15 protein-coding genes and 3 pseudogenes are annotated in these 20,971 nt (G+C 57.6%); 8 read left to right on the top strand and 10 right to left on the bottom strand.

Going from position 1 to position 20,971, the window contains the following annotated elements:
* Positions 1-81: 81 nt before the first annotated feature.
* On the bottom strand, positions 82-1,299 hold the full coding sequence (locus ACJ70B_RS18850; RefSeq protein WP_408960558.1) for an NAD(P)/FAD-dependent oxidoreductase: 1,218 nt from the start codon (positions 1,297-1,299) through the stop codon (positions 82-84).
* 479 nt (positions 1,300-1,778) lie between these two features.
* Here ACJ70B_RS18850 and ACJ70B_RS18855 point away from each other — a divergent pair, with 479 nt between their 5' ends.
* The 5 genes and pseudogenes from ACJ70B_RS18855 (at position 1,779) to ACJ70B_RS18875 (ending at position 6,162) form a co-directional block, all read left to right on the top strand.
* Positions 1,779-2,570, top strand: a complete 792-nt coding sequence (locus ACJ70B_RS18855; RefSeq protein WP_408960559.1) for an electron transfer flavoprotein subunit beta/FixA family protein — start codon at positions 1,779-1,781, stop codon at positions 2,568-2,570.
* Positions 2,567-3,517, top strand: a complete 951-nt coding sequence (locus ACJ70B_RS18860) for an electron transfer flavoprotein subunit alpha/FixB family protein (protein ID WP_408960560.1) — start codon at positions 2,567-2,569, stop codon at positions 3,515-3,517. Before ACJ70B_RS18855 ends, ACJ70B_RS18860 begins: the two co-directional genes overlap by 4 nt.
* Positions 3,518-3,538: 21 nt before the next feature.
* Positions 3,539-4,132, top strand: a pseudogene (locus ACJ70B_RS18865) (Fe-S oxidoreductase); the annotation flags it as partial.
* Positions 4,128-4,448: pseudogene (locus tag ACJ70B_RS18870) on the top strand (heterodisulfide reductase-related iron-sulfur binding cluster); the annotation flags it as partial. The pseudogenes ACJ70B_RS18865 and ACJ70B_RS18870, both read left to right, overlap by 5 nt.
* 355 nt (positions 4,449-4,803) lie before the next feature.
* A complete protein-coding gene (locus ACJ70B_RS18875) occupies positions 4,804-6,162 on the top strand; it encodes an APC family permease (protein WP_408960561.1) in 1,359 nt (452 codons plus the stop codon).
* Between the two features lie 548 nt (positions 6,163-6,710).
* Here the strand turns inward: ACJ70B_RS18875 and ACJ70B_RS18880 are convergent.
* Positions 6,711-8,168, bottom strand: coding sequence for an amidase (locus ACJ70B_RS18880; RefSeq protein ID WP_408960562.1), 1,458 nt, complete (start codon positions 8,166-8,168; stop codon positions 6,711-6,713).
* 459 nt (positions 8,169-8,627) lie between these two features.
* Here ACJ70B_RS18880 and ACJ70B_RS18885 point away from each other — a divergent pair, with 459 nt between their 5' ends.
* Positions 8,628-9,452, top strand: coding sequence for a MoaF C-terminal domain-containing protein (locus ACJ70B_RS18885; RefSeq protein ID WP_408960563.1), 825 nt, complete (start codon positions 8,628-8,630; stop codon positions 9,450-9,452).
* 477 nt (positions 9,453-9,929) lie between these two features.
* On the opposite strand, the gene ACJ70B_RS18890 is transcribed toward ACJ70B_RS18885, so the two are convergent.
* Positions 9,930-11,432, bottom strand: coding sequence for an aldehyde dehydrogenase family protein (locus ACJ70B_RS18890; protein WP_408960564.1), 1,503 nt, complete (start codon positions 11,430-11,432; stop codon positions 9,930-9,932).
* 485 nt (positions 11,433-11,917) lie between these two features.
* On the opposite strand from ACJ70B_RS18890, the gene ACJ70B_RS18895 reads away from it, so the two are divergent.
* Positions 11,918-13,036, top strand: a complete 1,119-nt coding sequence (locus tag ACJ70B_RS18895; RefSeq protein WP_408960565.1) for an amidohydrolase family protein — start codon at positions 11,918-11,920, stop codon at positions 13,034-13,036.
* Entirely contained in the window at positions 13,033-13,416 is a 384-nt protein-coding gene (locus ACJ70B_RS18900) for a Rieske (2Fe-2S) protein (protein WP_408960566.1), read from the top strand. The genes ACJ70B_RS18895 and ACJ70B_RS18900 overlap by 4 nt, the downstream gene beginning before the upstream one ends.
* 183 nt (positions 13,417-13,599) lie before the next feature.
* Here the strand turns inward: ACJ70B_RS18900 and ACJ70B_RS18905 are convergent, their stop codons facing one another.
* From ACJ70B_RS18905 to ACJ70B_RS18935, 7 genes and pseudogenes are all read right to left on the bottom strand, one after another.
* Entirely contained in the window at positions 13,600-13,863 is a 264-nt protein-coding gene (locus ACJ70B_RS18905) for a hypothetical protein (protein ID WP_408960567.1), read from the bottom strand.
* Between the two features lie 159 nt (positions 13,864-14,022).
* A pseudogene (locus ACJ70B_RS18910) lies at positions 14,023-14,755 on the bottom strand (IS6 family transposase).
* 96 nt (positions 14,756-14,851) lie between these two features.
* Entirely contained in the window at positions 14,852-16,516 is a 1,665-nt protein-coding gene (locus tag ACJ70B_RS18915; protein ID WP_408960568.1) for an AMP-binding protein, read from the bottom strand.
* A 348-nt stretch (positions 16,517-16,864) separates the two neighbouring features.
* Positions 16,865-17,515 (bottom strand): enoyl-CoA hydratase/isomerase family protein, encoded by a 651-nt coding sequence (locus ACJ70B_RS18920; protein ID WP_408960569.1) that lies wholly within the window; start codon positions 17,513-17,515, stop codon positions 16,865-16,867.
* 164 nt (positions 17,516-17,679) lie between these two features.
* Entirely contained in the window at positions 17,680-18,555 is an 876-nt protein-coding gene (locus ACJ70B_RS18925) for a carbohydrate ABC transporter permease (protein WP_408960570.1), read from the bottom strand.
* Positions 18,556-18,561: 6 nt separating this feature from the next.
* Positions 18,562-19,509 (bottom strand): carbohydrate ABC transporter permease, encoded by a 948-nt coding sequence (locus ACJ70B_RS18930; protein WP_408960571.1) that lies wholly within the window; start codon positions 19,507-19,509, stop codon positions 18,562-18,564.
* Complete coding sequence (locus tag ACJ70B_RS18935) at positions 19,506-20,918, bottom strand: ABC transporter substrate-binding protein (protein WP_408960572.1); 1,413 nt, start codon at positions 20,916-20,918, stop codon at positions 19,506-19,508. Before ACJ70B_RS18935 ends, ACJ70B_RS18930 begins: the two co-directional genes overlap by 4 nt.
* Between the last annotated feature and the right edge of the window lie 53 nt (positions 20,919-20,971).

Raw genomic sequence — 20,971 nt, forward strand, 5'->3', positions numbered from 1 at the left:
GTTCGCTATTGGTATCCAGTCAAGCACCACAACCGATATCAGTATTACTATGACTTCCGTCCTACGTCGTTAGCGCTCCGTTTACTCTGTAGTCTCGAGTTCGGACACATCGAACAGTTCCCACTGAGTTGACTCGAAGTCCGTCGATCGATCGTCGAACCGATCGAGGGCGAACGTTGACACCGGGAACGGTGCACCGTATCCGGAGACCAGTTCGCGCACTGCAGCGACCCCGACGGGAGTGCCAGTGATTCCGAGTCCACTGAACCCGGTCGCAAGTACCAATCCGTCAGGTGCCTCGTCAGGCGAATCGACGATCGGTAACCAGTCCGGCGTCTGAGCGTCGCCCGTTGGACAGCAGCCGTCGCTCGCGACCGCCGCGTCCGAGAACTCGTCGAGTAACTCCGGTGTCCGGATGGCCAGCTCTCGGTGGACCTCCTCGTCCGCGCTATGTTTCACCGATCCCTCCTGTTCGACGATACCTTCGACACCGCTTATATGGATTTCGTCGTCGTCGTTCCGCTCCGGACGCCAGAACGAGTCCGAGACCTCGTCGTACCAGATCGGGTACTCGTCTGCGATATCCGTCTCGACGCCGCTCTGACTGGTTAGGTTGACAGACCAGTAGCGCTTGGCTTGGATCGGCAACTGGACGTAGTCGGAGACGAGTTGTCGCGTTCGCCAGCCGGCAGCAGTGACGACCGTCGGCGCGCGAACGACACCGTCGGTCGTTTCGACGCCCGTCACCGCTCCGTCTTCGACGAGGATATCGGTTACTTCGACGCCGGTACGAATCGTTGCACCGCGCTTCTCGGCGTCTTTGGCAAGCGCTGTGGTGAACGTATAGGGTTCTACCCAGCCCGTTCGTTCGAGAACCATCCCACCTGCGATCGGCCCCTCGTCTTCGTCGACGTTAAAGAGGTCCGGGTACCGCTCTTCGAGTTCAGCGGCCGACTGCCACGTAACGTCGTATCCACTCGGATCTGCCATTTCCTCGACGTATCGTTTACCGTCTTCGACCCGGTCAGGTGCGGCAAGACAGACCATTTCTCGGTCGATATATTCGAAGTTCCCTACTCCGTCGAGGGTTTCGAAGTACTGATAAACGTATTCGCCCGCCTTCGGAAGGTCCGGATAGACTAATTCAGGATTCACGAGTCCTGACGAGTGACTCGTCGCCTCAGCGGCAAGCTGATCTCGTTCAAGGAGCATCACGTCATGATCCGACGCTAGTTCTCGTGCGATCGCACTCCCAATACATCCACCGCCGACTACGATGACTTCTGCGTCTGCTGTCATGGGTATCAGTCGCCTCGTAATAGAGGGGATTATCCACTGTAAAAAATATTTTGGTAACCTGCCTACCGAGACACAATATTCTGTCTGAAAACGGCGAGAAACGTTATATCTTAACGGCTCATGTCTATATATTACTGTGAGTTATATAATGCCGCCAGTATATTTTACATTCTTATATCACAAATATTATTGTCATTACGAAGAATTTTCCTATGGCTTATTTATTGTTTATCGGATTTAGAACGAGGCCCGGAGATCACTCACTTCCAGTATTACTAGTAGCACTAATACAGATCACACAGCATCTCGATCCGATATCCCGATATTTTTACAGGCATATGTTTGTAATCGTGCCGTTAGGATACGTCTGAGTATTACTAGCAATGCTTGATATCCGTTATTATCTCATAGCCGCTCACAGGAAAAATACATCCCAAATACCGGAATCTTTTTATATTGTATTGGTAGAGCCATAGACGATGAAAATTCTCGTTACGGTCAAAGAAGTGGCGACTGTCGAAGACGAGTTCGAAATCGAGGGAACCCAAATCGCAGACCAGTACCTCGGAGCCGATCTTAACGAGTGGGACGATTACGCCATCGAGGAGGCCGTCCAGCTCCAAGAGGACGGCATCGCCGACGAGGTCGTGACCGTCACGATCGGTCCCGAAGACTGCGAACAGACCATCCGGCAGGCGCTGGCGAAGGGCGCCGACCGCGCCATCCGCGTCTGGGACGACTCCCTCGAGGGCGTCGACCTACTGGACGTCGGCGCGAAGACCGAGATTCTGAGCGCCGTCGTCGAAGCCGAGGATCCCGACCTCGTACTCAGCGGCGTCCAGGCCGGCGACGACAGCTTCGCTGCGACCGGCGTCTCCGTCGCCGAGAACATCGGCTACCAGTGGGGTGCCGTCGTCAACCACCTCGAGCACGACCTCGACGACGGGGTCGCCTCGGTTCGCCGTGAACTCGAGGGCGGCGTCGAGGAGCTGACCGAGATCGAGTTGCCGGCGGTGCTGACGATTCAGACGGGGATCAACGAACCTCGCTACGCCAGCCTGCGTGGTATCCGACAGGCCCAGCGCAAGGAACTCGATGTCCAGAGCCTCGCCGACATCGGCGTCGACGAGAGCGCCGTCGAGGGCGACCTCGAGCTGACGGAGATGTACGAACCCGAAAGCGAGAGCGACGTCACCGTCTGGGAGGGCAGTGCCGACGAGACCGCGTCGGAGCTCGGTGAGCTGCTCCGCGACAAGGGGGTGGCACAATGAGCGACGTCCTCGCGGTCGCAGACCACCGCCGCGGCGAACTGCGCGACGTCAGTTACGAACTCATCACTGCCGGCCGCGACCTCGTCGACGAGACCAGCGGCGACCTCCATCTGGCCGTCATCAGCGGCACCGTCGACGATTTCGCCGAGAAGCTCAACCGCGAAGGCGTCGACGCCATCCACACCGTCGACCATGGCGAGGAGTTCAACCACGACGTCTACGCACAAGCTGTCACCCAGCTCTATGACGAACTCGCGCCCCAGTACGTCCTGACCCCGAACAGCGTCAACGGCCTCGATTACGCCCCCGCCATCGCCACCGAACTCGACCTCCCGATCGTCACCGACACGATCGGCCTCGAGACCGACGGCGAGACGCTCGTCGCGACCCGCGAGATGTACGGCGGCAAGGTCGAAACTACCACCGAACTCTCCGGCGACGCAATCGTCACGATCCGCGGTGCCGAGTGGCCCGCTGCGGAGGGCACCGGCGACGCCGCAATCGAAGCCGCCGACGCCGACATCGACGAGGACGCGATCGGCTCGACGGTGACCGGCTTCGAGGAAGTCGGCGGCGGCGACGTCGACATCAGCGAGGCCAATCTGCTCGTCTCGATCGGCCGTGGGATCGAGGAGGAGGAGAACCTCGATCTGATCCGCGATCTCGCCGACGCGTTGGACGCGACGCTGTCCTCGTCTCGTCCGATCGTCGACAACGGCTGGCTCCCGAAGAACCGGCAGGTCGGCCAGTCTGGAAAGGTCGTCACGCCCGATGTCTACATCGCGATCGGTATCTCCGGGGCGGTCCAGCACGTCGCCGGCATGAAAGGCTCTGACACGATCGTCGCGATCAACACGGACCCCAACGCCCCGATCATGGACATTGCCGACTATGCGATCCACGACGACCTCTTCGACGTCGTCCCCGAACTCATCGACGAGTTCTAGTAATATATCTCACCGTTCGACATGGATTTCGTCGTTCAGTCTACCGTCGTGAGAGAGACGTATTGGGGGATCACCAGCGTCGAGTACGCGGTGTTTTACCTCCTCGCGTTCACCGCAGTCGCCGTGTTCACGTACGGTGTCTATCAGCGGTTCTTTCGCTACGCTGCGGGGGACGACGATTCCTTCCCGTGGCTCGCCGACCTCCAAACCCGCGTCGCGAGCGCGACCAAGATCGTGCTTTCGAACGAGAAATAGTTCAACAGAAACCTCTACGGCGTCCTGATGCACTCGTGTATCCTGTGAGGATTTCCGACCCTGTTTGTCGCGACATCGATTCTGCTGGTAGAAGAGTACGGTGCGAACAAACTTCTCCACCTCTCCTTCTGGAACGGTGACTTCTATCTCGCCTACCAGTTCATCGTCAACGCCATGGGCCTGCTGTTCGTCGTCGGCAGTAGGATGGCAATCTACCGACGCTACTGGGTTCGCAACTATCGGCTCTGGGACCGCCACACCTCCACCGAAGACGATCTCTGCATCGGGACGCTGTTCGCGCTCGGCATCGGCGGCTTCCAGCTCGAGGGGCTGCGCGTCTACAGCGCCGGCATTCGAGATGCCCCGCAACCGCAGCAATTCCTTTTGCTGTGGCGGCGGTGGCGGCCTCTGAATGGATTTCGTGGAAGAACCCAAATCCAGCGAGGAGCGGCTCCGGGAGGCGCTCGAGGACACCGACGCCGGCAGCGGCGTCGAGAAGTTCGTCGTCGCCTGTCCGATGTGCATGACGATGTACGAGGACGGTCGCAAGACTGGCGGCTACGAAGCGGAGATCGAGATCGTCGACGTGGCCGAACTCATCGTCGAGGCCATCGGCAAGGAAGACGAAGCAGATTCTGACTCGACTACTTGCGATAGGCGGACAATGAAGCGGTAGGTAACATCGAACATTCATCGAATGGGGAGGGTCGGAGATATTATTTCACATATATCTGAACAGAATCGGACCAAGGACCGAGCTACCGCTAAAACAGTGAGAGACGGGAGGAACAGCCTATCATCGTCGATAGTGACCCCTCAGTGATCGACACGGAGACGATGATACCCTGTCGGTACGCTTCCCTAATAGAGATTGAACACTCATTTGTACGTATTTGTACTATGAGATCTAAACATGTACTATATGCAAATCTCCTGGAGTAGCCAACTACTCGTCCGTCTCTGAGTAACCATCTACACTTAAAGACCCCAAGTTTTATGGGTGCATCATGATATAGTGTGGTACGCTACCAATGGATAATGGTGAGGCAGAGCTTAAAACCGGAGAGTTAGGGTACTGGACTGCAGTTGCAATTAGTTTCGGGATGGTTACATCCTCGACGACGCTGTTCGTCGCCGGGCGCGGAGTTAGTCAGATCGGGTCCGGAATGATAATCAGCATGGTTATCGCATTTGCACTGATGAGCTTCGCGGCGCTCGGACTAGCGGAGCTGTCGACGATGTTTCCGGTCGCAGGGAGTTTCATGACGTACGTGAAACGGAGCTTCGGCTCGAGCGCTGGAGTGGCCACCGGTTTAGTGTACTGGCTGGTATTTATCGCGCTCGCATCAGAAGCGACCATCGTCGGACAGATTCTGAATTTCGTATTCCCCGGTCTGCTTTCATGGCAAGTCTGGGGGACACTGTTGGTGATCCTCTTCGTCGGCATCAACATCGCCGGTATCGACTTGGTCGGGAAGACCGCCGTCGTGCTTCTCTCTGCGTTAGTGGGGGTGATCGTGATTCTCTCACTATTGCAGATCGGAGGATTTGGCCAAACGTCGTTCGAGACATCAGAGCTATCATGGACGGCAGGCGGGTGGACACCGATACTGGCCTTCGTTCCTCTCGCGGTTTGGTTACTCGTTGGATGGGAGGTCCTTGGACCTCTCGCCGAAGAGGTGGAAGACGCGCAGAACGTCCTCCCGAAGGCGATGCTCACTGTTCTCGGGCTCGTGTTCCTGGTTCGAGTTCCGTTCATCATCGCGATGGACGGATCGCTCGCGTCAGCGACGTTAGCGGAGTCGCCGTTTCCGCAAGTTGTCGCATTTGAAGCGTTCTTTGGCCCCGTCGGAAAGTGGATTATGGCTATTATCAGTTTCGTCGCGACCGGCGCGACGTTCAATGCTGTGCTGGCCGGAACATCGAGACAACTCTGGAATCTCGGTCGAGAGGGATACTTACCGTCAGCAATCGGACGGATCAATCCTCGGTTCCAGACACCCGACGTTGCGCTGGTGGTCACTGGTGGGATTATCTTGGCACTCCTCTGGTTGGTGTCTGTCCCGACAGTCCTTATCAACGCGGCGGCGAACTTCTTCATCGTCGTCTACATCATGATCCTCGCCAGCGTCATCGCGCTTCGATACAAACTCCCAGACTACGACCGGCCGTTTAGCGCCGGCGGACCGGAGTCGGTACCGGCTGTCACCGTCATCGGAATCGTCGGGCTGATAGCCGCGCTCTACTTCTCGGGCGATTCGGTATTCGTGACAACGCTTGCGGTCGTGGTCGCAACAGCAGTCGTATCCGTTGTACTCACACAGTTGAAAGCCAGAAGAGAAGCGGGAACGACTCTACAAACCAGAGGAGAACCTGAAGCCGAAGATTAGTAATCGAACAGGTTGTCAACGGATAAGGATCCTTGCAGCTAGGCGGCGCCGACGGATTCTCCCTCGGTTGAAAACTCTTCGACCGCCTATACGAACAGCTAGTGAAACGGGAGTCGATGTCAAAATTCCGTGATAGCTATGTGGCTTGAGACGGTTTTGACCGCCGTTTCGATCGCACTCGAGTGCTACGATATCGGTCTGTGAGCGACGTGGACCTGATCGAGGTCAAACTCAAGATCGAGTTCGAGGATAGGAACGTGAACATGATGATGACGGTTTCGATCAGTGCCGTGAGACGGTGCCGAAATACGGCATTGATCTCCGGACGGAACGGGGAGTCGCAACTGTGCAGGCTCTATGGAGTGAGCAGATGACGGGTAGTGGACTACCCGATTACGAGGGCAAGCACTGTCGAAATGAGCCAGCGCATTGGCTCTCCACCACTGCAGCATTACTCCTACTGTGTGAGTCTCTCCTCCCAAGAATACACACATCTCTACTCGCTATATCGGAGTCGTTCGTGGACCGCGATCTGGCCGTTGAATTCGTTACGGCTGGGCCGGATAGTCGTCCATCCACGGTTGTCGCCGCTCTATCGCCGCACTGGCAGCTAACACTGTATCTTCAGCAAACCGCGACCCGATGAGTTGTGCGCCGATGGGGAGTCCCTCCGCCGAGCGCCCAGCGGGAATCGACGCTGCCGGGTGACCAGTCAGGTTCAGCGGCCACGTGAGGAATGTTTCCTTGTCGGTCTCGGGAGCCTCGCCTGCAATCTTGTCTGGCGCGGGCTTGCCTTTTTCCCACGGCGTTGTTGCGAGCGTCGGCGTCACCAACAGGTCGTGTCCGTCAAGGACGCGCTGGATCGTCTCGTATGCACGCGACCGCACGACGCTCGCCTGCTTGTACTCGACGGCGCTGTACTCGTAGCCGTCCTCGATGAAGTCAATGACCTGTGGTGAAAGCTCGTCGCGGTGCTCTCCCAGCAGGTCGATGCCCATTTCGCGCTCGATCCCCTCGACCGCCGCAGACAGGCTCGGATTGAGGAGTGCATTGTAGCTCTCCAATAGTACATCGAACGGGATACCAAAGTCGATGTCGACCCGCTCGGCTGTGGCTCCCGCTCCCCGAAGCGTCTCGAGGACGTCCTCGACGGTGCTGAGAACAGTATCCTCGACGTCGTAGACGCCGAGGTCGGGACTGAATGCGACCGAGAGTCCCTCTATCGAGCGATCAACGGCGTCCCGGTACTCTGTGTCGGCTTCGGGCACGCTGAGCGGATCTCGCGGGTGCTCGCCGGCGATGACGTCAAGCAGGAGTGCCGTGTCCTCGACTGTCCGCGTTAGTCCGCTGTAGGAGACGAACGGGGCCGCATCACGGAACAGGTCTGGCTGTGACTCGCTCGGGACGAGGCCTGGTGTCGGTTTCAGTCCATAGGTCCCACAGACACTTGCCGGGATTCGGAGGGAGCCAGCGACGTCAGAGCCGAGCGCGAGCGGTATCATGCCTGCCCCGACAGCCGACGCACTCCCGCCGGACGAGCCGCCGGCCGTTTTCGACGAGTTGAATGGGTTCCCTGTCGAACCGAACATCGGATTCGTCGTGTCCCCGGACGCGCCGAATTCGGGGCTGTTCGTTGACCCGACGACGATGGCCCCCGCGTCTTGGAGTCGCTGTACAGTGACCGACGTCCGCTCCGGCATCTGCTCGCCGAGCGGCTTCACTCCACCGAACGTGTACGGCATCCCCTCCACGTGCGAGTCAAGGTCCTTCAGCGCAACTGGTACTCCGTGGAGCGGCCCTACAGGATCACCGTTCTCGAGCGCCCGCTCGGCCGCTAACGCTTCCGTTCTTGCGTCCTCTTCCCGGAGATAGACGAAGGCGTTGAACTCGTCGTTGAGCCGATCAATCCGTTCGAACGTCTCGTCAATTACCTCTACCGGAGAGATGCGTCCGTGGCGGATGTCGAATGCGAGTTCAATCGCGGGCTGACCTATTTCGTTTTCCATAGGCCCTGTACATGAAGTGACATATATTACATTTTCGATCATCTTCCTTCGTGGAAAGAGCGTTCCGTGTACGGACGGGGCCGTTTTTGGAGCGATCGACAGAGAAATCCTTCCAGTCAAGACTGACTTCCAGTTCCTGCGGCCGGTGATCCGACAGATATAGTCGCGCAGTACGCGTCGGAGACGGACACCGATGTATACGACAGCGATACGGCCACCGAGCGAGGTGGACGTTGACTTGCTGGATGTCGGCGTTGAGACTGAGGTTCTTCTCGCTTTGTCGAGGCGTAACACCTGTACGGCTTCTCATGAGAACCATACTTAGCTATACTTCGAATTTCAAGAAGGGCACGAAGAGGTCCGGAAAACGGCGTAACTTCGCGATTAGTAAGATGATACCCCCCATCTATCCTTTTGCCATGTTCGAAACTACTATGTGTGTTCCTCTCTAGGTAAATAATGGATTCGACCATGACTGGTTCATCAAACTGGATTCCGATGGGTGACATCGCTGAAGAATATGGCGTGAATCAGATGGAGGCCGTTGATTCATTGTCTGGAAAAGAACTGACGTTGAACTTCGAAGATGGTCTTTCGAGAACGTACACGTTCATTGACAAGCAGCAGTTGGAGCGTACAGACAATCCCGGTGAAGAGATTGAGTCACGTTACAATGCGACGATGCCACGGGAGAACATTTACTTCGTAGACTACATGATTAGCGAAGAAGAGCGCACCTCGGAATCCCTCATTCTCGATTTCGAGCGAGAAATTGCAACGGTCATCACTGCGACTATCCCGTCGTCGAAAGACGAGATGCCTCAGTTGTTGCTCGAACATGCGATGGCTAACGAATCGCTGGGGGCTGGCGAGTACGAAATCCGCTCTGCAGTCATCGATCAACCGTTTACGGATTCCACAGTGATTCACGAGAAGACGGACGAACTGACGGGAAAACGAGTGAAATACACATATAGCGATAATAGCATCTATGAACACATCTACCTGAACGATGGCTGCTTCGTCTGGCACTGTCTAGAAGGCGAAGAGAAGGACATTGCGGAGGCTACGCCCTGCTCTTACTATGAAATCGCCGACTCTCTCTACCTATTAGTCTGGGAGGAGATGGTCCTTCCCGTGATCGGGGTTATTCTGATCGACCTCCGATCGCTGAAGACGACCGGAAAGATGCTCTGCGACGATAAGAACGACTTCGAGAATGTCGTCAATATCCCGATGGGCGCTCACGCAGAACCCCTCAATGTGACTCCTTCCGTTCAGTAACCCAATCGTTCCGAGATCCGTTCTCCGCCGAAGCGTAGTACGGACCGAATCTCGTGTCTCGGTCTAAATACCAACGGATCTGGGGTTCTCGAGACAGTTGAGAAGAATTATATTCGGAAATAACAGAACGGATATCATCTCTATTGTTGTGAAACGGATGGCCGTTATTGATATTCACAACATGCTTCGTCCGCTTTGGCGATAGCGTGGAAATGTCATGCAGGTCCGTTTACGGAACGACTCAATCGACAGTAGGCGCTTTGTGGTCACGGAACGAACGTTCTCAGAATACCGGTAGTTCTGGACTTAGACATAGCTATTGTATGGCACCACGAATATAATCCAGATGGATTATATTCTCAGAAAAAGATCCATCAGCGCATCCTTCATCGAGTCTGACTGGATTCAGTATTGGAAAATCGGTAGTAGTCGAGACGACCTCTCTATCGACATCAGCCGACGGTTGAGTTACCCGACTCAGAACGGGAACTCACGCGGTTCGTGTTGCAGCGAGATCCACTTCTTCTCGGTGACCTCCTCAAGGAAGTCCGTCGTGTTGTACCCGCCGACGCCGGAGGCTCCAGTGCCACCGAACGAAACGTGGGCCTCGTCATTGACCGGCTGATCGTTGACGTGTACCATCCCAGTTTCTAATCGGTCGGCGATCCGTTTGCCGGCACCGACATCGCCAGCGTGAACCGACCCCGAAAGGCCGTACTCCGTGTCGTTGGCCAGTTCGACGGCCTCGTCGATGTCCGAGAACGGGATCACGGGAGCGATCGGGCCGAAATGCTCGAAGCACGCGGCGGACATCTCGTTGGTAACATCCGAGAGGACCGTTGGAGCGACGACCAGCGAGTTGTCGACGTCCTCGAGTTCGACCGTCTCACCGCCGGTTTCCAGCGTCGCTCCTGCGTCGACGGTTTCATCGACGTACTCGAGCATCTCGTCGCGCTGGGATTCGTCGATGATCGGACCGACAATGGTGTCCGGATCGTGGACCGATCCGGCCGGCAGCGATTCGGCCCGTTCGGTGAGCCGTTCGACGTACTCGTCATACACGTCCTCGTGGACGAGGTGGCGGTTGATCGAGATACAGACCTGTCCCTGATGGACGAAACTGCCGAAGACCGCGGCGTCGATAGCCGCGTCGATATCGGCGTCGTCGGTGACGATGTGAGCGTTGTTGCCGCCCAGTTCCATCGCCGCCTCAGCGAGGTTCTCGCCCGCGGCAGCGGCGACTCGTCGACCGACGGGGGTCGAACCGGTAAAGGCGACGACGTCGCTTTTGGGATGACTCGCGACGCGATCGCCGATTTCGGAACCGCGTCCCGTAACGACGTTGAGAACGCCGTCGGGGAAGCCGACCTCCTCGAAGAGCCGAGCGAAGAGGAGTCCGCCGACGATGGGCGTATTGGTCGCAGGCTTAAGGACGACCGTATTTCCGGCGGCGATAGCCGGTGCGACCGCACGCATCGAGAGATTCAGCGGGAAGTTCCACGGCGAGATAACGGTGACGACTCCTTTGGCCTCGCGCTGGACAATATTTTCCTTCCCGGGAATATTCGAGCGCGCATGCTCGCCTTTCATTCGTCGGGGAACGGTCGCAGCTTCGGAAAGCTGATCCTCGGCGAGATGCAGGGATGTCCCGGCCATGACGGCCGACCCACCGACCTCAGTGGTCACCAACTCCGCGACCTCTTCGCTGCGATCCTCGATGGTTTCGAGGAGTTCCTGTACGAGTTCCTCTCGACGGGCCGGCGGCGTTGCCTCCCAGTCAGACTGTGCCGCGGCCGCGGCCTCGTAGGCGGCGTCGACGTCCTCCTCGGCGGCTGCGGGAACCTGTGCAACGGTCGCACGGGTGGAGGGGTCCTCGACGTCGATGGTCTCTCCGCTGGAAGCGGTGACCCATTCGCCGTTGATGTATAGCTCGTTCCACGCTCCGTCGGTGCCGTACGATAATTGACTCTGTTGAGCCATATAGATGCATTTGGTAGGGAGATATTCAATCTTTGGGAGAGTGTGTCTCTCCAGCGCAATATTCTGGTCTTTGGCTATTCTATCTGTTGATTTGAGTATCACAAATCACAGCTGAAGCCCGAAAAGGAACGGTATAGCGATCATCAAGCGCGGGTATCCTGTTGTAGTACGTGTCGTCTCGTTAGTCACAAACCGTATCGTTCTATCTGGAACCGACTACGGATTTGATATATTCAATCGGGCCGGAGAGTTCTACGAGCACACTCTAAACGCATATTACGTACGATCTCGGTGACGATTGCGTCACTCGCCACGAGGCATTACAAGAATACCACTGTAAACACTCTCCTGCATGAACTATCATCGTATTTTGACCATTTCAAATCAAGGGCGAGGGGAGGGGGACGAGGTATAATTAGGTTGTGGTATAGGTTATCATTCCCTCAAAGTAAGGGTGTATATGACGGGGCAAATGTTGTACGACTATGCTCGAGTCAGACGAGAGTCAGCCGAGACAAGAGACGTTAGATCAGTATTACGTCATCGACGGCGACTGTCACTACATGGAGTCGTTCCACGACGTCGCCGAGTACATGGAAGAGCCCTGGAAGACGAAGTTCGAGGGCAGCAACTTCGACGAGAAGGGCGCAAAGCAGAATCTCAGTTCGTTTTTCCCCTTCTCGACCGGAGATCGGCAGGCCCACGGAAAGGTTACTCGCGAACACTCCTCGTACCCTGACGATCCCGAAACACCCGAACGGATCCGTGAGGGGATGGAGTCCATCGGCGTCGACGAGACGCTACTGATCTCGCATCTCATTCTCGCCGGAGCGGGAACGACTGCTGACGACGACCGCCAGAGCGTATTCGCGAAGGCGTACGTCGAGTACATGCAGGAAGAAGTGCTCGATCCCGACGATGGAATTCACGGTCTGGCTCCGATCCCGTACGGCGATATCGACGCATCGATGGAGATCCTCGATCGCGTTAAGGACAATGACGCGTACGTCGGTGCCTGTTTCGTCACCGCGGGTGCGACACCCCCGCTGGGCAATCGCAAGTACGACCCGCTCTACGAGCGGTGCGAGGAGCTGGGACTGCCAGCGGTCTTCCACACTGGCGGTGCTGGCCTTGACGAGTACGTCCGCGCGGGCTACCAAGAGATGATTGAGACGCACACGCTGGGCTTCCTCGAGTCAAACATGTCTCAAATCGTCAGCCTCGTCTGCCAGGGCATTCCGGAGAAGTTCCCCGACCTGGACATCGTCTTCATGGAGTCAGGCGTCACCTACCTTCCCGGCTTGATCACACGCCTCGATGAGGAATACCTCAAACGCCCCGAAGAGGCACCGCTGCTCGAGAAGAAGCCCGGTGAGTATATCACCGACTTCTACTATGGAACTCAGCCCCTGGAGGTGTCGGCCGACTCGGCGTACCTTGAGAAGTGCTTCGACATGATCGGCACGGACAGCCTGATGTATGCGTCGGACTACCCCCACTGGGACTACGACCGACCGACGACTGTCGCCGATCTCCCGTTCCTCTCGGAAGACGAGAAGAAACAAATCCTCTCGGAGAATGCGAAGGAGGTGTTCGACTTATGAGCGACGCGGACCTGATCGAGGTGAAATCCAAGGCGGAGTTCGAAGACGGCGACCGCGAACTCGTCGAGGTGAACGGAGCGGAAGTCGGCGTTATCTGCGTCGGCGGCGAGTTCCACGCCGTTCGGAACAAGTGTCTCCACGACTGCGGGCCGGTCGCCAAGGGGCAAGTCGGCAAGAAGCTCGTTGGCGAGTTCGTCGAGCCCGGAAAGCGCGTCGAAAAGAGCTACGCCGACGACGAACCGATCATCTCCTGTCCGTGGCACGGCTGGTCCTACGACCTCGAGACAGGTGAGCAACTTGCCGACAATGATCTCGTCCTGCCGACCTACGATGTGATCGTCGAAGACGGCGTCGTCTACGTGGACGGACAGCAAACCTGATCTACGGACGGACGACCCGAGGCAAGTACCGTGGTAGACACAGGCGACACGAGGGTGAGAGCATACTGTACTGCTCGCAGTGCTGTAGTTGGCAACAGAAAGCCGTCTCGTCCGTACTAATCGATACCGCTTGTAATTCGAACGTGGTTGCCGGTATTGGATCGATGTCGAAAGGGATTCGAACTAACACAGCGGATAGAGACCTTCTATACCCCCTATCGAAGATTCTCGTCTGTAACGGCGAAATTGAGGCCCTTGAATCTCGATATCGGCAGTAGTTCTGCCGTGTAGTGCACTACGAATAACAATCTCTATCTCAGCCACGAGGGCCGGGATCCCTCGGTCGACGAGTTCCTCCTGTTCAGCAATCCACGGATGGCTGTCGGACTCGTAGATGACGGCCGTACTGCCGGTTAAGACAACGTCGTCCGCCTCGTCAAGGGGCATACGTTCGCCTATAACGAAATCGACTTCCTCAGCGGTGCGAACTGCGCTGCCAACGCGTTACAGTGATACTTACACTCCAGATTAACTTCATTGCGAAGCGCGTACAACTCCAGCGAATCTATATTGGCTACATATCTATTTATTGAGTGACTAGTGCGATTACTGTGTGTTATAGTAGTGGACAAACCGTTCAATTATTACTCTAGTGCTTGCCCGACTGCCGTCTCACGAGCCATGGAAGCGGTCGATCCGAATTTTGAACGTGTGAAACCACTTTCCGATGTGGGTTCGATTGACATAGTCGAGGTGACCATGCGATTCGACTCGAGAGAGGGCAATCAGACAGCCAGCACCATCGACGAGAAACTCAGCCACGGAGAAATCGTGTTTCTCGGCGAGTCCATGCAGAAACGCAGCAGTTGGATCTGTGCCTCGCCGTCTAAAAAGTGCGACATCGAGGATGAGCTTCGTGTCAAGATATATTGTATCGTATATCCAAGACTGTTCGAAGCATATCTTGGCAGTAATTTTATCAGCCGCGACCCACGACGGCGAAGCCGTCCTCAGAACGCGTCGCGTTCTGCTGTCGAGGCGAACCGAAGATTTGCCGACCATTGGAGCGCTTTGCGCTCCAAGAGGCCGCACGAGAGCGAAGCTCTCGTGGACGTCGGCGGATCTGAACGATGTCAGACAGCCGATTCATCCAGTGCCAGATTGCTTAATGAGAGCGTTCTACGTCGAGTGACCGAAGAGTCGTTTGTGTCTCCCGAAGCGAACAACCAGTTGCATGGAGCCGGACGGCGAACGCCCTGACGGGCGTTGCCACCCGCTCACGCTCCCAATGTTCATCAAAATCCGCCATGTAGCTTTCGCTGAGCAGGTCTGTGAGCATAGATCCAACCAAACTCTACGACCTGCTCATTTTTCAAACTGGCCTAACTAGACGCTGCCTTATCGAGGGAGCGATCTTAGGCCCAGAAAGTCCAGCCTACAGCACCTCCTCTTTGAGTGCCTGTTTGTCGAGTTTTCCCATATCCGTTAGAGGCATCTCGTTTCGGATAATCACCTCTCGTGGCCGCTTATATGCGGCCATGTTCTCGGCACCCCACGAAACGATCTCGTCAGCGGTCAGCCCATCGTCAACGAGGGTGACGACTGCGATTACCTCCTCACCGCGGGTTTCGTGATTTCGTCCGAAGACGGCGGCGTTGTTGATCCCGTCGTGGGTCTTGAGGATCTTCTCGACCTCGGTCGGCGAAACGGAGTATCCACTGGATTTGATCATGCTCTTGCGCCGGCCGAGGAAGTAGAGGTAGCCGTCCTCAGTCATGCGACCGATGTCGCCCGTGAGGACGTAGCCCTCGTACATGGTCTCCGCAGTCTTCTCTGGTTTCTCCCAGTAGCCTTCCATCACCGACGGTGACTTCACGCTGATCTCGCCGATTTCGCCGCGCGGCACCTCTTCGTGGGTCTCCCAATCTCGGATCACGATGTCGACGTCGTGTGCAGGGAGGCCGACGAACCCCTCTTCAACGATGCCGAGTTTCCGAGTGAAGGTGTCCTTGGTGTGGGTTTCGCTCAGTCCGTAGGCCCCCTCTGCTATTTCGGCACCGGTGACCTCGTGCCATCGGTCAGCGAGTTCCTGCGTGAGACCCTCACCAAAGCTCGAGACTGGATTGTACTCGAAGGATGTGAGGTCGTACGTATCTCGGTCCGGATGGTCGAGTACTTCCCGAACCATCGGCGTCGTGAGCCAGAAGTGTGTGGGCCGATACCGCTCAGCGACCTCCATGACCGCCTCAGGTTCGTAGCGTGTCAAGAGGGCGGTGGCACCGCCCCCGACCAGCGGGGTGTCGACGGTGTTCAGCTTTCCGGCGACGTGAAAAACGGGCATGACTCCGAAGTGAACGTCCTCCTCATCGAAGTTGTAAAGCGTCGCGTTGGTGCCTGCCTTGTGGAGAATCGTCTCGTAGGTGTGCATGCATCCCTTCGGTAGACCAGTCGTCCCGGACGTGTACTGGAGAAGACACACGTCGTCCATATCATGGTCGACGTCGGGCGCCGACTCTCCAGCGTGATCGTCGAGCACGTCGGCCAGGAACTCCCCGTCAGTGGGGAGTTCGTCGGGAGTGGCTGCGATCAGTTCGCCCATCTCATCGTGGATCGCGGGGACCGGCTCCTCGGGGAGGTAGCGATCTAATCGCGTGTAAACGGCGTCCTCCAGTGCCGTCTCGTCCCAGACGTTCGCGATGATATCGCCGAACGACGCGAGCGTGAGCACGACGCCGACGTCGGCGTCGTTGAGTTGATACTCCACACGGTGTTCCTTCGACATCGGATTGCAGGGGCTTACCTTCATGCCCAGCTTGTGTGCGGCGTGGTACCCGACGTAGAACTGGGGACAGTTCTGGAGGAAGAGCAAGATGGTGTCTCCCTTCCCGTAGCCGCGGTCGGCGAGATAGCTCGCAAACGCATCGACGGCATCGTTCAGCTCCGCGAACGAGAGCGTTCGGCCGTAGAAGTTGAGCGCGATCTCGTCCGGACGCTCGTCTGCGTGGTGCTCGAGATATTCGTAGAGCGGACGTCTCCCGAGCGGCAGCTGGACCTCCGGTTCGATACCCTCCGGATATTGCTCCGGGTCTGTCGAAACCATGAGTTATCATATCATGCGTAAGCACCTTAAAGATTCGGCGGCGTTTTCGGCTGTCGGTCTGCAACTGTGGTGTGGCTGGACGCCTACGAGACGCAGATAGGGCTGGATGCTTTAGCGGCCGAACGCGGAGAGACCCGAGTGATTGGAGGAAAGCGAGTACAAGCAGCTACGCCTGTGCAGGTGACGCTCCGAGGCTGCTGTGCAACTAGACGAAAATCAATCTGGGACTGCTGCCGTCTCGGACCGACCCCACTCTAGAAACAAACGGGACATCCTGCTCGTGGCGTCTCGGAAAGACCGATTGTGAGTGCCTATTACTACCCTCAGTGACCGGCGAAAGGTGGCCGTTCAAAAAACGTCGCCAATCTGCCGGACGATGTCCGCTTCGTGCTCGCTGATCTTTTCCAGTAACTTCGTGGCAGCCGCGTCCACCTCGTCTTCGGGAACGACGGCGTTCACGAGACCGAGCGCCCTGGCCTGCGACGGGTCGATCGGCTCGCCCGTCATGACCATCTCCTTGGCGACGCGGGGACCGACGACGTCGCCGAGGTGTTCGATCCGCGAGACGCTCGGGCAGACATCGTAGGTGATTTCGGGGAAGGAAAACGTGGTGTCCTCGCCCAGAATCACGAAGTCACATTCGACGGACATTCCGAATGCGGCGCCGATGACGGCCCCCTTCCCGGCCATCGCTGTGGGATAGGGGTACTCGCCGATATGCTCACAGAGCTGGCGCATCGTTTCGTCGACATCGCCGAACTCGGTATCGTAGTCGTCGGATGCAACGATATCGGTGTCCATACCTGCACAGGTGACATCGCCGTTGCCGGTGAGCAGGACGTGGGCACCGGGGTCGGCCGCGAGGTCCTCAAACACCTCGTACACACCGTTGATGAGCTCGGGCGTTAGAGCGTTGAGCTTCTCCGGTCGGTTCAACGAGATCGTTAGCAGGTCGCCGTTCTGTTTGGTCTCGACAAGCTCGGTCACAGTGCTCGCCATATCTCGAGGACAGTCGCCATCCACTTATAACTTCCTGCTAACATTTACGAATAATATCGGTAACATCGAATCAAACAACGTCGGCTTCGCCCTGTCAGGGCTCGCCGTGACTCCGCCCGACCATTGCTCCGGGCACGACGGCCAGGCGGCGGCAACCAGTCTAGCTACCGGCCGATCTGGAATCCGACCATGATGTACTTCTGAAGGAAGAACACCAACAGGAGCGGGGGCACGATGATCATGAATCCGGCAGCGTTCACGATGCCCCAGTTCACTTGCTGAGAGGCCAGGAAGTCCTTGATCCCGACCGGGAACGTCTTCGCAGACGTCTCCGTCATGAGGACGACGGCCATGGTGAAGTCGTTCCAGGAGACGGCGAACGCGAAGATCGCGATGGCAATGATGCCCGGCAGCGCCATGGGTAACACGATCTTGCGGAAGGTCTGGAACCGGGTCGCGCCGTAGATCCAGGCGGACTCTTCGTAGGCGATCGGGACCGTCTGGAAGTACTGCCACATCAGCCAGAGGCAGAAAGGCAGTGCGATAGCCGTGTGTGCCACCATGAGCACGAGTGGGGTGTTGAGCAGTCCCAGGTTGTAGAAGATTATGTATAGCGGGATACCTAGCAGGATCGGCGGGAACATATAGGTCAGCAGGACGGTTCGCGCCAGAGTCTTCTTACTCCGGAACTCCGACCGCGTGAGACCGTACCCACCGAGCGTCGCGAGCGTGGTCGTCAGTAGCGTCGCCCCGATCGCAACGATAATCGAGTTGCCGAGGTAGGTCGGGAACACCGTCTCCGTCAACAGCACGCTGAAGTTCTCGAGCGTCGGGTTCGAGGGGATGAGATGAGGCGTACCGAAGATCTGACTCGGCGTCTTGAACGCGCTCAACATCATCCACAACACCGGGAACGCGATATAAATCAGCAGGCCGATGAGCACGGAGTACTGGACCACCTTGAGCAGGCGTCGCTTGGTGTGCGTCTCTATGAACTGATCGGGCCGTTCGAACGATTTCGTGCGGGTTTTCTCACTCATAGGTGATCACGAGGTTGTTTCAATTTCTTCGCTGGGGTTGAACAGCGTGAAGTAGACGATTGCGAAGCAGATCAGGATCCCAAAGAGAGTCATCGCCGCGGCCGACCCCATGCCGAGTTCGAACTGGTGGAACGTCCGCTCGTACAGGTAGATCGGCAGGTTCGTCGTGGCCGAGAGCGGACCGCCCTCGGTGAACAGCCAGATCGAACTGTACTTGTTGAACATGAAGATCGAGCGAAGAAACACCACGAGCAGGATGGCGTTCTTGAGATTCGGGAGCGTCACTTCGCGAAACATCTGCCACGTCGACGCACCGCTGATCTTCGCCTGTTCGTAGAGCGTCTCGTCGATGGCCTGGAGCCGCGCCAGCAGGATGAGCGACACGAACGCTGTATACTTCCAGCTGGACGCGACGATCAGCGCGGGCATCACCAACTCGAGCGAGCCGAAGAAATTGATGCTCTCTGAGACGAGACCGGTCGACGTGAGCGCGTAGTTGAGCACGCCGTAGACGGGGTTGGCGATCCAGCGCCACATGATCACGACGGCGATCATGGGGACGAGATACGGGAAGATCACCAGCGTCCGGACCACGGAGACGCCACGGAACGACTTGTTCGCCAACAGCGCCAGCGCGAGGCCGAGCAGCAACTGGAACGCCACCGACCCGACGGCGTATACCGTGCCGACCCAGAGCGCGTGCTGGAACGCCGCGTCGGTGAAGAGTTCGACGTAGTTTCCGATACCCACGAACTCGCCCGAGGCCTCGAGGATGCCGATGTCGTGGAGGCTCAGGTAGAAGATATACGCTATCGGGATCAGGAACAGCGACATGAGCAGGACGAGCGCGGGTGCGAACAGCAGGATCCCGAACCGGGACTTGCGGCTGCGCTGATCGGTCGTGGCAAGCCGATCGCGGAGCCGAGTGACCGAGTCACGCACTACGTCGATCATTCTGATACGTACTCTCTGAGCGCGTCGGCCGTGTTGCTCACGGCCTCTTCGGGGCTCTGGCCCTCGACGGTCACGTACTGCATCATCTTGCCGTATTCGCCGGCCTGGTACGCTTGGAGGTGGGGGATGTTCACTCCTCCGTCACCCATCGCCACCGCGTGGGGGTGCGCGTAGCCTTCCTCAATCAGACCGATGTGGAAGTCGATGATCTCGGAGCGCTGCTGAATAATGGGGTTGTCCCGCCACGCTTCGTTGCGCATTCCTTCCGGGGTGGGCGGGTTCTTGTAGAACGGGGTCGTGTGCAGGAAGTCGATGTAGCCGTCGCTGTTGTGGAACGTCTTGATCCACTCCTTGGCGGCGTCCTTGTTCTGGCTCGCCGACAGCAACATCTCCGTGCCGTGGTCTTGCTGGATCAGTCCGCCGTCATCACGGAGGTTGTCGTGGGGCTGATTTATCGGGATCGTATTGTTGAACTGCTCGGTCTTGCCCCGGTTGTCGAGGAGTGCGAGCATGCGGCCAACGCCGTAGTTCACCGTCGCGGCCTTGCCGTTGACGTACAGCTCTTGCATGTCGGTCCAGCTGTAGTTGGGGCTCCCCTCGGACACCGGCTTCAGATCGTTCTTGAAGTACGAGAGCAACTCGGCGGCGCGACGCTTGTTCTCACCTTTGTCCAGGACGACCTCGTAGTTTCCGCGCGTTCCGGAATAGATGTGGACGCCGTTCATGAACAAGAGGTTCATCCCCTGCATGGCGCCGCGCCCGCTGGCGGCCGACGAGTAGGCCCACAGCGACTTCCCGGTCTGGTCCTTGATCTGCTGGCCCCACTGGGCGAAGTCGGACAGGCCCATATCGTGATTCACCCAGTCGTCCGGCATCGTCCCGCCGGCCTGCTTGACTAGATCACGCCGAACGTCCAGACCGTGTAGCGTCGTCGAGTACACCGGGGCATACACCTCGTCGTCGTCGCCCGTGATAAAGGTCTCCTCAGGCGTTTCGCCCTCGTAGAGATCGTCGACGATGTCCGTGAGCGGGGCGAGCTGGTCCTGCGCGAACAGCGTCCCGGCGACGTTCATGTTGGCGATGACGAGGTCTGGGGGATTGCCGCCGCGAATCATCTGGCTCACCGTTGAGATGACGTCGGTGAACCCAGTGTACTGCATGTTGACCGTGTTTCCCGTCTCCTCCTCGTACGTCTTGGCGATACTGTTCCAAGCGTCCTTCGCAGCCGAGGAACTGTTGTACGAGACGACGGTGATTCCCGAGTCCGCGCTGCCGTTGCCGAGCAGGGTGCTACACCCGGCCAACCCCGCGGTGATCATCGCCGCACCGCTCGTCTCGAGGACTCGTCGCCGACTGATCCTCCCGTGGCTGTCAGTACTGGCACCTACTGCTTTGCCATCTCTTGCCATACCACCACGGTTGTGATCATCACACAAATAAATTTCGGCGATCAAACCAGTTC

It is taken from the genome of Natrinema sp. 74, assembly GCF_046097095.1.
In the GTDB taxonomy this organism is placed as follows: Archaea; Halobacteriota; Halobacteria; order Halobacteriales; family Natrialbaceae; genus Natrinema.